The following is a 13,607-nucleotide window of genomic DNA, read 5'->3' as shown; positions in this document are numbered from 1 at the left end:
GACCCTCGCGCCCCCCCCCCCCGCCCCGCCCCCGCCCGGGGGGGCCGCCCCGGGGGGGCGGGGGCCTGCGGGCACGGGTCACTCGGCCAGCAGCTCGATCGGGGTCTCGGCGGTGGCCACGGTCTGGGGGAGCGGCATGCCGTTCGGGCCCATCGTCAGCATGGTCGCCTTCACGGTGACCGGGCCGGTGCGCAGGAGCGGGCCGGGGCGGCGGCCGTCGGTCATCGGGCGGCCGGTGTTGGTCCACGTGCGTTCGGTGCCGTCGCACTGCGCCCTGAACCCGCCGATCGACTCGGGGTGGCCGTCCTGGATGACGTTGCTGCCGATCAGGACGACCTTGCCCGGGTGGTCGGCGCAGCGGTAGCCGCCGGTCAGCGTGACGGTGCCGTCGTCGGCGAGGGTGCCGCCGGTGACGCTCACCGCGTCGGAGGGGGCGGCCGGCGTGGTGGCGGCCGTGGCCGCGGTGCCGGGGGCGGCGAGGCCGATCATCGCGGTGATCACGGCGGCCAGCGTGCTGAGCTTGCGCATGGTGGTGGGTCCTCCGAAGGTGTGGTGCGAGTGCACCGACGTACCTACCGCGTGCCGCAGGCCTGCCGCACGCCGCCACCCGCCACCGGACGCGGCTCCACCCGGATGGCTCTGCGCGGATTCCCGGCATGGCCGAGGTGCGGCGCCCGAGCGCTCGCCCTTCCCGCCTGCGCGCGGTCCCTGCGGAGGGTCCGGTCCGTCAGTGTCCGGGGAAGGCCGCCGGTCGCTGCCAGGCCCGCACGTAGTCGACCAGCAGGTGGCCCCGGCTGCCCGGCACCGGCGGGATCTTGGAGTAGACGAAGTTGTCGAGGAGGACGTTCACCGGGCCGTTCGACGTCCGGCTGCTGTGGAAGACCATCCGGCCGTCGATCCACCAGTCCGTTCCCGACGGTTCGATGTCGACGCCATAGGTGTGGAAGTCCGCGGCCGGATCGAACCCGGGCCGGTGCACGGTGCCGACGGCGTTCGATCCGGGGACATTCCGGCCGGGGACGTTCGGGCCGGGGCGGGTGATCCCGGGCCACGGGAAGCCGGGCAGGAGGTCCTGGGGGGCTCCGCCCGGGTTGTGCTGGGTGAGGTGGAGCCGGGAGTGGTCGTCCGAGTAGAACTCGAAGGCGTCGGTCTCACCGTTGGCGGGGATGGAGACCCCGGGCGCCGCCCACGTCCACAGGGCCGACCAGAAGCCCTTGGGGGCCGGGAGTTTGGCGCGGATCTCGGTGTAGCCGTAGCGGAAGGCGTAGGACGGCGACGAGTTGAGCATGCAGCTCGACCAGGCGTAGTGCCTGCCGCCGGCGCTGGTGATGTCATCCGGCTTCGCGGTGATGTCCAGCGTGCCGCCGGAGACGGTGCAGTTCGCCGGCTGGTCGAATTCGAGCTGCTGGTTGTCCGGGTTGCCCGTCCCGAACGGGGCGGCGGACCAGTCCGCCTCCGCCGCGGACTGGAACGACCACTTCGTCCGGTCCACCGACGTGCCGTCGAACTCGTCGGCGAACTTGAGGTCCCACGGCCCGGCGGGCCCTGCGGGCGCGGGCCGCGCGGGGGTGGTCGGCGGCCGGGGTGAGGGGTCGGTGGGCGTCGGCGCCGACGGGAGGGGCGCCGAGGGGAGCGTCGGCACCGAGGGGAGCGTCGGCCAGCCGCCGGGGAAGGGCCACGAACCGGTCCCCGGTGCGGGCCAGGGCCAGGGCCAGGGCTGCACCGCGGCGCTCCGGTGCGGCGCCGCCACGGCCGTCGGGGACACGAGGGCGCACACGGCCGCGCCGGCCATGGCGGCAGCGGCCAACTTCAAGGGTTTCACCGAGGATCCACCGTTCTGCGACAGGTCGCGGCCGTCGACGGGACCGCCCGAGGATGACGGCCGGACGTTGGGGGCCGGGGGCGTCGGCCCTGAAGTGGTGAGCGCGCTACCGACGACTCTGGCACCCGCCCCGAGGAGTCGCGCGTCGTACGGGCCCGGGTGGGTGACCCGCCGACAACCGAGGTGTCGGGAGCGGCTGATGAACGGTCATCCGGTTCGTCGAACTCACCGTCACCCGCGCCCCGCGCCCCGCGCCTCGCCCCACCTTGCCCGGCGGCCGGCCTGGGCGATCCGCTGGGGCCGGCGCAGATGAAACGTTCACTCAACGGCGGCGCAGCGGGGGCGCGACGCGCGTTTGTGGATTTCCGAATTCCGTTAAGCCCATGAGAACAGGAGTCGCGGACCGACTCTTCCGACAAACTCCCTTGACCGTCGCCCGTGGCTGCGCTAAATTTTGTCACCCCGATTCTTCTCGTACTGACGGGGAATGCATGGCTGTCACCTGGGAACCAGACCCCGCGGCATCCTTCGCCCGCCGCCTGGGCAAGTCCTCGCACGAGCTCGGCCAGACCTCCGGCAATGCCAGCTGCCCGGACATCTGGGAGCTGGACAACGGGGACGTCGCAGTCATCGGACGTGACCTCACCGCCTCCTACCAGGACAGACTTCCCGAGGGCGTGAGTATCGACCCTGGTGAGCAGCTCGTCGTCATCCCGCGTGCGACGATCGTCGCGGCGAAGGCGGACATCCCGGATGCATGAACTCCTGGCCGGGGCCGACTGGGAGCGCATGGAGCTCCGGGACTATTACGCGGAATTCGAGGAAATCTTCTGGCGGATCAACGCCCTGGGATTCTGGAAACTGGAGCGCCGACAAACCTTCAAGGAGCCCGGATACGACAGCTGGGAGGCCTTTGCCACCGGTGACTGGGAGAATTCCACGGCAATTCTGGAAGCCGGCCGGTCCGACATGGAGGGCTACCACCGGAGGATCGCCGAACGCGGATTCTCGGCGTGCCGGGTGCGGATCGTGGAGGAGCCGATCAGCGCCTACCTCCAGTGGGAGCTCCACGCCCTCCGCGTCCGTGACCAGAGCGGCGGGCCGATCCGCGTCGTCGGCCCGGAGCGGGTGGCGTGCTTCGAGACGGGCGGCCTCCTCCCGGAGATCTACACGCTCGGCTCCGAAGTCATGTACGAGGCGGTCTACGACGAGGACGGCGTCCTCGAATCCGTCCGGAGGTTCGCCGACCGCGACCTGATCCTGCGCTGCCGGCGGTTCATCGCCGACCTCTACGCGGACGGCGAGCCGCTGGAGGCCTTCTTCGCCCGGGAGGTGGCCGTCCTCTCGCCGCCCACCGGGCAGCGGTGCTGACCGCTCGATGAGCGGATCCGACCGCAGCGGCCGCGCGCCGGACGGGCCGTCGCCGAGCGGCCCTGCGCCGGACGGACCTGTGCCGAACGAGCCTTCGGCGAAAGGCGATTGGCAGTCGAACCGGATCGCCGGATCCGCGGCCGCGAGGGACGTCGTCCAGGCGCACGACGTTCACGGCGGAATCCACTTCCACCAGCCGCTGGAACAGCGCTCGTTCAGCGTGAGGCCCAACCAACTCCCTTATGCGGGCGGCCGTTTCATCAACCGGAGCGGCGAGTTGGGAAGCCTGGACCGGATGGCCGACGGCGGGGGCGAGGTCTTCGTGCCGTCGGCCGTCGTGGTGGTCACCGGCACGGCCGGGGTCGGCAAGACCTCCCTCGCCCTGCACTGGGCGCACCGGGTCCGTGACCGCTTCCCCGCCGGAGCCCTGTACGTCAACCTCCGGGGCCACGACGCGAACGCGCCGGTCTCCCCGGGCCAGGTCCTGGACCGTTTCCTCCGGGACCTGGGGCTCCCCGCCGCGGCCGTCCCGGTCGGCCTGGAGGACCGGGCCTCGCTGTACCGCTCGATGACCGCCGACCGCAGGCTCCTCGTCCTGCTCGACAACGCCGCGACGGCCGCGCAGGTCCGGCCGCTGCTGCCCGGCGCGGCGGGCTCGCTGACCCTGGTCACCAGCCGGAACAGTCTGCCCGGCCTGGTGGCCCGGGAGGGTGCGGACCGGCTCGACCTGGCGCGTTTCCCGGACGCCGAGGCCGTCCTGCTGCTCCGCGCGGTGACGGCCGCGTCCCGGACGGCCGACCGGCCGGACGAACTGGCCGAACTGGCCCGGCTCTGCGCGGGCCTGCCGCTCGCGCTGCGGATCGCCGCCGAACGCGCGGCGGGCCGGCCGCTGATGCTCCTGTGCGAGCTGATCGCCGAACTCAAGGACCGGTCCGCGCTGTGGGAGGTCCTGACGGCGGAGACCGAAGAGGAGACGGACGCGATGCACCACGTGTTCGCCTGGTCCTACCGGGCCCTGCCCGAGGCCGCCGCCCGGCAGTTCCGGCTGCTCGGCCTGCACCCGGGGGACGAGTTCGGCCTGCCGGCCGCCGCCGCGCTGGCCGGGAGCACGCTCGCCGAGGCGCGCCGCCGGCTCGACGTCCTGACCGGTGCCCACCTGGTCGAGGAGTGCGCCCCGGGCCGTTACCGGCTCCACGACCTCCTGCGGGCGTACGCGGTCACGCAGGTCCAGGAGACGGAGTCGGCGGAAGCCCGCCGTGACGTCCGGCGGCGAGTCCTGTCCTGGTACCTGCACACCGCGGACAACGCGCAGTCGGCGCTGGCGCGGTTCGACCGCTACGCGCTGGACCTGCCGGTTCCGGCGGACGTCGTCCCGCTGGCCTTCGACGACCACCCGTCGGCGCTCCGCTGGTACCGCGCCGAGGTCGGCAACCTGGTCGCCGCGGTGCGGGCCGCCGCGGAGACCGGCTGCCACGACCTCGCCTGGCGCCTGGCGGTCGTCCTGCGGGCCGTGTTCATGCACCAGAACGCCTTCGAGGACTGGGTGACGACGGCCGGGATCGGCATCGGCTCGGCCGCCCGGGACGGGAGCCGCGCGGGTGAGGCCGAGGCGTACGAGAACCTGGGGAAGGCGTACTTCCAGTCGCGTCGGCTCGACGAGGCCGAGGAGTGCCACCGCGCCGCCCTGGAGATCCGCCGCCGCACCGGTGACCGGTTCGGCGAGGCGGTGTCGGTCAACGCCCTCGGCCTGCTCGGTCTGCGCCGGCGGCGGCTGGACGAGGCCCGGTCGTGCTTCGAGGCCGGCGCGGCGATCTTCGCCGACCTGAGTGAACGGCGCTGGGCCGCGCTGCTGCTGTCGAACCTCGCCGAGACCCGCTGCGAACTCGGCGACTTCCGCCCGGCGGCCGAGGCGCTGGAGCGGGCGCTCGCGGTGTTCCGCGAGCTCGGCGACCGGAGCGGTGAGGGCAACGCGCTGCACTTCCTCGGCTGGGCCCGGCGCGGGCTGGGGTCGCTCGCGGGGGCCCGTGCCGCGGCCGAGGCCGCGTTGGCGATCGCCACCCAGGAGGGCAACGACCTGTGGGAGGCGCACTGGCTCGTCGGGCTCGCCCACGTGGAACGCGCGGCGGGACGGCCCGGGGAGGCCCTGCGGGCGTGCGAGCGGGCGGTCGACGTCCAGCGGCGGCTGGGCGACCGCAGCCGGGAGGCGACGGCGCTCGACGGGGCCGGGGAGGCCTGCCGCGACCTCGGGCGGACGGACGACGCCATTCGTCTCCACGAGGCCGCCGCGCGGATCCACCGGGAGTGCGCGGACCAGTGGCAGCTGTCGGGTGCGCTCGACAACCTCGCGCGCGCCCTCGGCGGGGCAGGCCGCGAGGAGGAGGCCCGCCGCCACCGGACCGAGGCGCTGGCCCTCCTCGCGGGCTTCGACGATCCGCGGGCGGCCGAGCGGCGGGAGCGGATCGGCCGGGAAGGGACCGGCGGGGACGACATCGGCCGGCAAGGGACCGGCGGGGAAGGGATCAGCCGGGGGCCGACTCCGTGATCCAGAGCGGGCCGTCGGCGCAGTCGAGGCGGATGCCGTCGGCCGGGGCCAGCGCGGTCCGGAGCACCCGGAGGGCGCGCCCGTCGATGTCGACTGTCGGGCCGAGGCCCGCCCCCATGAAACGGAAGGTGCGGACCTGATTGTGGATCTCGCGTGCGGTGCGGGTGCGATCGACGACGGAGAACTCCGCTTCCATCAGCCCTGCGCGGCTCGCGCGGGAGTGGTCCTGCGGAATTCCGGGAACTCCGTTCGAAATGTGGCCGATCGATTCTGCGAGCAGCCTCCGAATGACCGGCTGGAGCCGTGGCCAGAGGATGTCCGGCGTGACGTCGTCGGGGATTGGGATTCCGTCCTGCTGGGCGAGCACCGGGCCGGTGTCGAAGTCCTCGTCCATGCGGTGGACCGTCACGCCGAGGTGGCGGTCCCCGTTGCGGATCGCCCACAGCACGGGCGCGGGCCCCCGGTAGGCGGGCAGCAGCGAGCAGTGGACGTTGATGACGCCGAGGCGGGGCGTGGCCAGGACCGACGGCGGCAGCTTCCAGTTGAAGCCGTAGACGACGAGGAGGTCCAGGGCGTAACCGGCGAGGGCGCGCGCCAATCCCTCGGGGCTGCCCGGCACGAGGAGGTCGACGCCGGCGGGGATCGCACCGAGGAGGGAACCGACCGCTGCGGCCGCGTGGTCGTCCGTGGGCCTTCCGGGCCGCATCGAGCGCGAATACACGTGAACCAGTGGATCGTGCCCCTCCTGTCGGCACACGGAATGGATGGCCTGGAACTCGCGGACCCCGAAGGACGCAATGCCGATGCGCAGATGATCTTCCACGGCTCGGGACCCTAGCAGTTCTCCAACTGCCGAAGCGTCAATTCCACTGTTCCGTCGGATGAATGGCGGCCGACCGCGCGAGAATGAAAAGTCGGTCCGCCGCGCTCCTCCACTCCCGGGGTGACGCGGTGAGGCGCGGCTCAGAGGCCGAAGCGGGCGCGGTGGGAGGCCGGGACGAGGTCGGTGTACTCGGGGTGCTTGGTGATCCAGCCGCGGATGAACGGGCAGTACGGCAGGACGGAGAGCGCCTGCTCGCGGGCCGTGTCCAGTGCGGCGCGCGCCAGCCCGCCGGCCAGGCCGCGGCCCTCGAAGCGGGGGTCGATCTCGGTGTGGATGAAGGCGATCTCGCCGCCGGAGCGGTGGTACTCGGCGAAGCCCGCGAGTTCGCCGTCCTCGTGGATCTCGAAACGGGACTTCCCGGGGTTGTCGGTGACGAGGTGTGCCATGGGTTCCTCCTGTGGGGTGTTGCGGGGCCGGCGGGTGCCGGCAGGGCCACCCTAGCCGGAAACTAGTTGAAATCTCAACAGTGTCGACCGTCTGTGGCAGTGTGGAAGCATCGGATCCCGAGGACAGGGGGCGGATGACGATGGAGACGTGGCGCGGATTCACCAACGGCGTGCTGTACGCCGCGCAGTTCGGTGTGCTCGACCGGGCCGCGGCGGAGCGGGTCGCCGGCATGATCGTCCGTGGCCGGCAGCTCGGTGACGAGGAAGTCGCTGTCCGATACGAGCAGTTGGGGGACGCGCTGGCGGGCGGGAGCCTGATCACGGGAGCGATCCCGCAGCCGCACGGCGAGCAGGACGTCCGGGAGTTCCTGGCCCTGCTGCGGGACGCGCTGGACCGCATGCGCCCCTGGCCGCAGCGGCCGTTCCGCACGCTCGACACCGACGAATGGTGGCCGTCCTTCCGTGTGGCGCGCCCGCTGCTGCGCCTCCACCTCGACGAACCGGCCGGGCAGGCGCGTCTGGGCATCGCGCAGACGGTCACGGAAGGGGGCGCCGAACTCGACGTCCTCGTCCTGCGGCTGGCCTCCGGCGAGCGGGTGGCGGTGGCGTGGACGGCGGAGTGCGGTGTCGTCCTGGACCTGGAGGAAGCGCCGCGGGAGCACGTCGCGGCCGCCTTCCTGGCCGCGACCGGCCTGACTCCGGACGAGGTCTCCCCGCTGGGCCCCGAGGCGTCGTGGGACGGCACGGGGTCCTCCTTCGGGCCGTGAGCGTCCTCTGCGAGAACGCCGATGCGAGAACGCCGATGCGAGAACACCGAGGCCCCCGCCGGTGATCGGCAGGGGTCTCGGGGCGGGGGTTGGCCGTCAGGGGTAGGGGGTGTAGTTGCCGTTCGTGTCCAGGGCGTAGCTGCCGCTCTTGAGCCCGTCGACGGCGGTGTGCTTGAGCCATTCGCGGGCCATGTGGTGCAGGTCCTTGGCGCGGTTCTCCCAGACCATCTGGTGGCCGGCGCAGGCCACTCTGATCATCAGCTTGTCGGTCCCGGGGATGGCCGCATAGAGGGCGGGGACCGAGAAGTTGGTCCTGTCGTCCGGCGTCGGGTGGATCGCCTGGGTGTCGTCCTCTCCGTAGACGAGGAGGACGGGCACCACCGTGCCGAGGGTGTTGTCGAGCGGCACCGTCGCGTCGTTCCAGCCCCACCAGAAGGAGTTGCGGAACCGGCAGACGCCCTCCGGCACGCCGGAGTTCAGCGGGCCCCAGGTCTTGCCGAGGGCGTCGTTGTCCATGATGGCCGCCCACACCACGTCGACCATGCCGCTCTCCCGCTGGCCCGCGCACTTCAGCTCGGGGTCCCACACGTGCGTCAGGTCGGCCTTCGTGAGGAGGTTCATCGGGAAGCCGAACTGGGCGGCCGGGGTGGTCAGGGGCAGCGGATGCGGTGCGCCGAACCGGGTGCCCGGCTTGCTCGCGTTGCCGCGGGGCGGGTAGATCGGCGCCAGGAACATCAGGCTGCTCACCTTGCCGGGATGCTGCAGGACGTACGGTCCCATCACGAAGGCGGCCGCGGACCAGCCGACGAACGCGACCTGTGGCACGCTCCGCAGTTTCCTGACGAACTCGACGACCGTGTTCAGCTCGTCCCACTCGCTCTGCGAGTTGCCCAGCTGCTTCGGGTAGGCCGGGGGGCACGGCGCGGCCAGCGGGTTGGGGACCAGGTCGGCCTTCTGCTGTGCGGGGTTGGCGTTGCACGGGTTGTCCATCTCCGGCCGCGGTGACCGGCCGGAGCCTTGGAGGTCCATCACGAACACGTCGTAGCCTGCCTGGGCCAGGTCCTGGGCCCAGCTGTACCCGTCGTGCTGGAGGTCGAAGCCGGCGAGGGCCGGGACGCTGCGGCCGTGCAGCATCAGGACGGGTTCGGGGTCGTGGTGCGGCTTGGTCCCGTCGTACTCGCGGACGAACAGCTCGACGTGCTCGTTGAGGTTCGCGGGGACGGTCGAGACGTGCGGGACGGCATGGTCCTGGGGCGGGATGTTGGGCATCGTTCGCCCTCCGATCCGTCGACTCGGCCCCGGCTGGGTGGCCGGGGCCATCTCAGGCAAGGGTCCGCCGGGCGGACGGTCCGGCGCTCATCGGGTTGGGCCGCTCGGACGACGTGCGCTGCGGAGCCCCGGGGTCGGGCGCCGGTTGCCGGGGCTGATGACGGGGGCTACAGGGACGGCGGCGGGAGGACGGCGTTCCGGGTGACGGGGGAGGAGAGGATCACCGACGTCGTGGTGCGGCCGAGGATGGAGATGAGTTCGATGAGTTCTTCCAGGTGGGTCGTGTCGCGGGCGGCGATCTTGAAGATCCAGCAGTCCTCGCCGATGACGTGGTGGACCTCCAGGACCTCGGGGCGGTGGACGAGTTCCTGGCTGCGGAGGTACTTGACGGTCACGCGCGCGTGCGGGGAGACGCGGACGAAGGCCTGGATGCCGTAGCCGAGGCGGGCGGGGGAGACCTGGGCGGCGTAGCCGGTGACGGTGCCGTCGGCTTCGAGGCGGCGGACGCGTTCGCCGACGGCGGCGGGGCTGAGACTGACGCGGCGGCCGAGCTCACTGAGCGTGATGCGGCCCTCGGTCTGGAGGAGCTCCAGGAGGTGCAGGTCGACGGCGTCCAGGGCGCTCTCGGGGCGCGCGGCGGACCGTCCTGAGGAATCGTCGGCGGCCGGGCCCGTCTGCCGTCGGTCTTTCGGTCGAAGCGCCTGAACTCCCATGATCTCCCCTTCATCAGATGACGCCGCACGGTAACACTTGTGGGCATGGAAAACGTGCTGGTCATTGGGGGGAACCGCTACTTCGGGCGGCGGCTGGTCACCCGGCTGCGGGACTCGGGAGCGCGGGTGAGCGTGCTGAACCGGGGGTCGGTGCCCCCACCGCCCGGGGTGGAGCGGCTGGTGGCGGATCGGGAGGACGCCGCGGCGCTGGGCGCGGTGCTCGCGGGCCGGGAGTTCGACGTCGTGGTCGACCAGGTCTGCTACACGCCGCTGCACGCCGAGGGAGCCGTGCGGACGTTCGCCGGGCGGGTCGGGCGGTACGTCATGACGTCCACCATCGAGGTGTACGACACGGGGGAGGACCGGCCGGCCGGTGTGCCGCTCGGCGAGGACGTCGTCGATCCGGCCCGGTGGCCGGTGCGGCTGGAACTGCCGTGGACCGACCGGAAGTTCAGGGATCGATCGTACGGCGAGGGCAAGCGGCAGGCGGAGGCGGTGCTGGCCCGCAGTGACGCGTTCCCGTTCGTCGCCGTCCGGGCCGGGCACGTGCTGGGCGCCGACGACTTCACCGGGCGCCTCGCGCACTACCGCGAACGGATCGAGGCCGGGCTCCCGGTGGCCGTCCACCCGGCGAACCTGCCGTCCTCGTACGCGCACGAGGCAGAGATGGCCGACGTCCTGCACTGGGCGGCCGGCGCGCGGTTCACCGGGGCCGTCAACGCCTGCTCGCACGGCGAGTTGACGGCCACGGACCTCTGCGACCTGATCGCGCAGGGGAGTTCGTACCGGACGGCCGCACCCGCGCCCGGCGACGAGGCCTCGCCGTTCTCCTTCGACCGCTACTACGGCATGGACAACTCCCGTGCCGAACAGCTCGGTTACTCCTTCTCCCACACCCGCGACTGGCTGCCCGAGCTCGTCGCCGAGACGCTTCGACGAGGAGCCGCCGCATGACCGCCACCCGCCGCCTCGGATCCCTGGACGTCAGCGCGATCGGCCTCGGCGCCATGCCGCTCTCCGTCGAGGGCCGCCCCGACGAGGAACGGGCGGTCGCGACCGTCCACGCCGCACTCGACGCCGGCATCACGCTGATCGACACCGCCGACTCCTACCACTGGCACGCCGACGAGTACGGCCACAACGAACGCCTCGTCGCCCGCGCCCTCGCCGCGTACGGCCCCGGCGCCGACGGCGTGCTGGTCGCCACCAAGGGCGGCCGCGGCCGGCCCGGCGACGGCTCCTGGACCATCGACGGCGACCCGGCCCACCTCAAGCGGGCCTGCGAGGGCTCGCTGCGCCGCCTCGGCGTCGAGGCGATCGGCCTGTACCAGCAGCACTACCCGGACCCGCGCGTCCCGTACGAGGACTCGCTCGGCGCGGTGCGCGAGCTGTACGACGAGGGCAAGATCCGGGCGGCCGGCATCTCCAACGTCTCGGTGGAGCAGGTGCGGCAGGCGCGCGGGATCCTCGGTGACGCCCTGGTGTCCGTCCAGAACCGTTTCTCGGCGGAGTTCCTGCAGCACCGGCCGGTGCTGGAGCTGTGCACCGAACTCGGCCTCGCGTTCCTGCCCTGGAGCCCGCTCGGCGGCATCGGACGGGCGGACGCGGTCGGGAGCGGCGCGTTCGCCGAGGTCGCGGCCGGGCGCGGGGTGAGCCCGCAGCGCGTGGCGCTCGCCTGGCTGCTGGCCGTGTCGCCGGTGATGCTGCCGATCCCGGGCGCGAGCCGGCCGGAGACGATCCGGGACTCGGCCGCCGCGGCCGAACTGGTCCTGACCGAGGAGGAACTGAACGTGCTCCCGATGGTCGGCCGAGCGGCTGCGCGCGGCTGATTCGCGGGTCGCCCCCGGCTGATTCGCGGGTCGCGCCCGGCGGACGCCGGATACGTGGGTGGGGCGGGCGGAATTCTGGGGTCCGATCCCTCATGCGGGCGGGCGGCGGACGGTGTTGGCTCTGTGTGTGCCGGAGGGAAGTCCGGCGCGAAGCAGCAGCAACTCCACCCGATGCTGCTCCGGCGGATCCGTGCGGGGGCAGCGGGCAGCGTCCCCGCACGGATCGCGCCGTCCTCCCGGCCATCGAGGGCGGTCGTCCGCACGAACCGCAGAGGAAGACATGCGCGACGAACCGGACGAGTTCGGGACGGCGGTGGCCGGTATCGCGGCCTTCGTCGCGGCCGCCGCCGACCCCGCGTGCAGCACGCTGTTCCCCACGGACCCGTTCGCCCGCGCCACCAACCCGCTGAGCCTCGGCTTCGGCGCGAGCGGCGTCCTGTGGGCGCTGGACGCCTCGGGCGTCCCACTGCGGCCCGGCTGGAAGGAGTGGCTGCGCGAGCGGCTCGACGCGGTCGACCCGGCGACGCACCCCGCCGGTCTCATGGACGGCCTGGCCGGCCTCGCCTGGACCTCCGACGAGCTCGGATTCCGCGGCCAGGCACGGACGTTGCTCGCCCTGGCCAACCGGCGGGCCGCCGAGTCGGGCGATCACACCTTCTACCGCGGCCTCGCCGGCGTCGGCATGACGAACCTGCGCTTCTACGTGCGCGGCCACGACGAACGCGACCTCGCCGCCGCCCTCGACTGCGCGCGGGCACTGCGCGAGACCGTGCGGCGCGACGGCGAACACGCCTACTGGATCGGCGAGTTCGGCGAGTTAAAGGAGTTCAACGAGTTCTCCGTGGACGGTCCGCTCACGGGTCTCGCCTTCGGCCAGGCCGGCGTGGCGATGTTCCTGCTCAGGCTGTACCAGGTCACGGGTGACGAGAGCCATCTGGGGCTCGGTCGCGCCGCCCTCGCGTGGGAGCTGGCGCAGGCCCGACTCGTCGACGGCGTGCCCGTGTTCGAGCACGAGGGCGCCATGGGACCGTACGTCGAGGCGGGCGGCGCCGGCATCGCCAGGGTACTGCTGCGCTACGGCGGCCTCGACGAGGCGCGGGCCGTGCTGCGCGCGCTGGACGTGCCCGGCCGGGGCTTCGGCCACGGCCACGGCCACAGCTCCGGCACGGTCGGTGTCGCCGACGCCCTGCTCGACGCCGCCGAGATCACCGGGGACCGGGCCTACCGGGAGACCGCCCTGCGTCGGCTCGACGTCGTCCGCACGGCCTTCCTCTCCGAGCCCGGCGAGGCCGTGTCCCGCTTCGCCTGCGACTACCTGACCGGCTCGGCGGGCGTGCTGCGCGTGCTGCACCGCGCGCACCACGGCTGCCCGGCGGACTTCCTGCTCGACGAACTGTCCCGGTGACCGGGCTCCGGGCCGCGTCGCCACCGGGCCCGGTACGCGCGGCACGGTCCCAGGGCGTGCCCTACCCGTGCACGGCCAGGTCCGCGGCCAGCCGGCAGAGTGCGGCCCGGTCGGGGCGGCCGGTCTTCTGGATCAGGCTGGCCAGGTGCTTCTCGACCGTGCGCGGCGAGATCGACAGCAGCCGGGCCAGGTCCTGGTTGCCGGGACGGTCGACGAGCAGCGCCAGCACCTCGTACTCGCGCGGCGTGACGCCCTGGGCGCGCAGCCCGGCCGGGATCAGCTCGCGGCCCCTGCGGCGCTGGGCGACGTTCGCCCCCGCCTGCCGGAGCAGCGCCCGGCAGGCGCCCGCCACCGGCGGGACGTCGAGCGCGTGGAAGTACTCCTCGGCGGTCCGCAGCCAGGCCACCGGGTCGCCCCAGCCGTCGGCGAGCGCGGCCTCGGCGACCAGGCGCAGCCCCAGGTGGTGCCCGGTGGGGAAGCGCCCGGGATCCCGCCGGACCCGGGCGACCGCCTCGGCGGGGGCGGGGGGCCGGCCCCCCCCCCCCCCCTCGACCCGCGCGGGGGGGTCGCGGAACTTGCGGTTTGCCCCGAGTTGGGGGGGCCGGGCGGCCGGGCGCGCG

At 73.1% G+C, this 13,607-nt stretch carries 14 protein-coding genes; 7 read left to right on the top strand and 7 right to left on the bottom strand.

Going from position 1 to position 13,607, the window contains the following annotated elements; translation table 11 throughout:
- Nucleotides 1-78 precede the first annotated feature (78 nt).
- Together ACFV4G_RS34840 and ACFV4G_RS34835 are read right to left on the bottom strand one after the other, a co-directional pair.
- Nucleotides 79-528, bottom strand: coding sequence for a DUF6299 family protein (locus tag ACFV4G_RS34840; RefSeq protein WP_380446193.1), 450 nt, complete (start codon nucleotides 526-528; stop codon nucleotides 79-81).
- A gap of 199 nt (nucleotides 529-727) precedes the next feature.
- Nucleotides 728-1,813: a family 16 glycosylhydrolase gene (locus ACFV4G_RS34835; protein WP_380446192.1), complete on the bottom strand. Its 1,086-nt coding sequence runs from the start codon at nucleotides 1,811-1,813 to the stop codon at nucleotides 728-730.
- 500 nt (nucleotides 1,814-2,313) lie between these two features.
- Here ACFV4G_RS34835 and ACFV4G_RS34830 point away from each other — a divergent pair, with 500 nt between their 5' ends.
- The 3 genes from ACFV4G_RS34830 (at nucleotide 2,314) to ACFV4G_RS34820 (ending at nucleotide 5,735) form a co-directional block, all read left to right on the top strand.
- Nucleotides 2,314-2,583: a hypothetical protein gene (locus tag ACFV4G_RS34830; protein ID WP_380446191.1), complete on the top strand. Its 270-nt coding sequence runs from the start codon at nucleotides 2,314-2,316 to the stop codon at nucleotides 2,581-2,583.
- Entirely contained in the window at nucleotides 2,576-3,193 is a 618-nt protein-coding gene (locus ACFV4G_RS34825) for a DUF6879 family protein (RefSeq protein ID WP_380446190.1), read from the top strand. The genes ACFV4G_RS34830 and ACFV4G_RS34825 overlap by 8 nt, the downstream gene beginning before the upstream one ends.
- A 79-nt stretch (nucleotides 3,194-3,272) precedes the next feature.
- A complete protein-coding gene (locus ACFV4G_RS34820; RefSeq protein WP_380446189.1) occupies nucleotides 3,273-5,735 on the top strand; it encodes an ATP-binding protein in 2,463 nt (820 codons plus the stop codon).
- Here the strand turns inward: ACFV4G_RS34820 and ACFV4G_RS34815 are convergent.
- Nucleotides 5,713-6,558 (bottom strand): methionyl-tRNA formyltransferase, encoded by an 846-nt coding sequence (locus tag ACFV4G_RS34815; RefSeq protein WP_380446188.1) that lies wholly within the window; start codon nucleotides 6,556-6,558, stop codon nucleotides 5,713-5,715. The two genes, ACFV4G_RS34820 and ACFV4G_RS34815, sit on opposite strands and share 23 nt — an antisense overlap.
- Nucleotides 6,559-6,698: 140 nt before the next feature.
- Nucleotides 6,699-7,004, bottom strand: coding sequence for a GNAT family N-acetyltransferase (locus tag ACFV4G_RS34810; protein WP_380446187.1), 306 nt, complete (start codon nucleotides 7,002-7,004; stop codon nucleotides 6,699-6,701).
- Between the two features lie 134 nt (nucleotides 7,005-7,138).
- On the opposite strand from ACFV4G_RS34810, the gene ACFV4G_RS34805 reads away from it, so the two are divergent.
- Complete coding sequence (locus tag ACFV4G_RS34805) at nucleotides 7,139-7,771, top strand: hypothetical protein (protein WP_380446186.1); 633 nt, start codon at nucleotides 7,139-7,141, stop codon at nucleotides 7,769-7,771.
- Between the two features lie 96 nt (nucleotides 7,772-7,867).
- Here the strand turns inward: ACFV4G_RS34805 and ACFV4G_RS34800 are convergent, their stop codons facing one another.
- Nucleotides 7,868-9,040, bottom strand: a complete 1,173-nt coding sequence (locus tag ACFV4G_RS34800) for an alpha/beta fold hydrolase (protein WP_380446185.1) — start codon at nucleotides 9,038-9,040, stop codon at nucleotides 7,868-7,870.
- Nucleotides 9,041-9,207: 167 nt separating this feature from the next.
- Complete coding sequence (locus tag ACFV4G_RS34795) at nucleotides 9,208-9,753, bottom strand: Lrp/AsnC family transcriptional regulator (protein WP_380446184.1); 546 nt, start codon at nucleotides 9,751-9,753, stop codon at nucleotides 9,208-9,210.
- Between the two features lie 45 nt (nucleotides 9,754-9,798).
- Between ACFV4G_RS34795 and ACFV4G_RS34790 the strand changes: the two genes are divergently transcribed.
- The 3 genes from ACFV4G_RS34790 (at nucleotide 9,799) to ACFV4G_RS34780 (ending at nucleotide 12,987) form a co-directional block, all read left to right on the top strand.
- Nucleotides 9,799-10,707 carry an NAD-dependent epimerase/dehydratase family protein gene (locus ACFV4G_RS34790; RefSeq protein ID WP_380446183.1) on the top strand — a complete coding sequence of 303 codons (909 nt, stop codon included), beginning with the start codon at nucleotides 9,799-9,801 and terminating at the stop codon, nucleotides 10,705-10,707.
- Entirely contained in the window at nucleotides 10,704-11,582 is an 879-nt protein-coding gene (locus ACFV4G_RS34785; RefSeq protein ID WP_380446182.1) for an aldo/keto reductase, read from the top strand. Before ACFV4G_RS34790 ends, ACFV4G_RS34785 begins: the two co-directional genes overlap by 4 nt.
- Before the next feature lie 280 nt (nucleotides 11,583-11,862).
- The gene (locus ACFV4G_RS34780) at nucleotides 11,863-12,987 is read left to right on the top strand and encodes a lanthionine synthetase C family protein (RefSeq protein ID WP_380446181.1); all 1,125 of its coding nucleotides are present in this window, start codon (nucleotides 11,863-11,865) and stop codon (nucleotides 12,985-12,987) included.
- Nucleotides 12,988-13,048: 61 nt separating this feature from the next.
- On the opposite strand, the gene ACFV4G_RS34775 is transcribed toward ACFV4G_RS34780, so the two are convergent.
- Nucleotides 13,049-13,607: LuxR C-terminal-related transcriptional regulator (locus ACFV4G_RS34775; RefSeq protein ID WP_380446180.1), on the bottom strand; the 559-nt coding region annotated here is incomplete at its 5' end.

The sequence above is a fragment of the Kitasatospora sp. NPDC059747 genome, from assembly GCF_042732955.1.
In the GTDB taxonomy this organism is placed as follows: domain Bacteria; phylum Actinomycetota; class Actinomycetes; order Streptomycetales; family Streptomycetaceae; genus Kitasatospora.
The sequence above is the reverse complement of the archived record's forward strand: the minus strand, read 5'-3'. Positions and strand labels throughout refer to the sequence as shown.

Coding starts and splice junctions, on each gene's coding strand:
- ACFV4G_RS34810 (WP_380446187.1), bottom strand. CDS start 7,004: ATGGCACACCTCGTCACCGACAACCCCGGGAAGTCCCGTTTCGAGATC.
- ACFV4G_RS34790 (WP_380446183.1), top strand. CDS start 9,799: ATGGAAAACGTGCTGGTCATTGGGGGGAACCGCTACTTCGGGCGGCGG.
- ACFV4G_RS34800 (WP_380446185.1), bottom strand. CDS start 9,040: ATGCCCAACATCCCGCCCCAGGACCATGCCGTCCCGCACGTCTCGACC.
- ACFV4G_RS34780 (WP_380446181.1), top strand. CDS start 11,863: ATGCGCGACGAACCGGACGAGTTCGGGACGGCGGTGGCCGGTATCGCG.
- ACFV4G_RS34785 (WP_380446182.1), top strand. CDS start 10,704: ATGACCGCCACCCGCCGCCTCGGATCCCTGGACGTCAGCGCGATCGGC.
- ACFV4G_RS34805 (WP_380446186.1), top strand. CDS start 7,139: ATGACGATGGAGACGTGGCGCGGATTCACCAACGGCGTGCTGTACGCC.
- ACFV4G_RS34830 (WP_380446191.1), top strand. CDS start 2,314: ATGGCTGTCACCTGGGAACCAGACCCCGCGGCATCCTTCGCCCGCCGC.
- ACFV4G_RS34840 (WP_380446193.1), bottom strand. CDS start 528: ATGCGCAAGCTCAGCACGCTGGCCGCCGTGATCACCGCGATGATCGGC.
- ACFV4G_RS34825 (WP_380446190.1), top strand. CDS start 2,576: ATGCATGAACTCCTGGCCGGGGCCGACTGGGAGCGCATGGAGCTCCGG.
- ACFV4G_RS34795 (WP_380446184.1), bottom strand. CDS start 9,753: ATGGGAGTTCAGGCGCTTCGACCGAAAGACCGACGGCAGACGGGCCCG.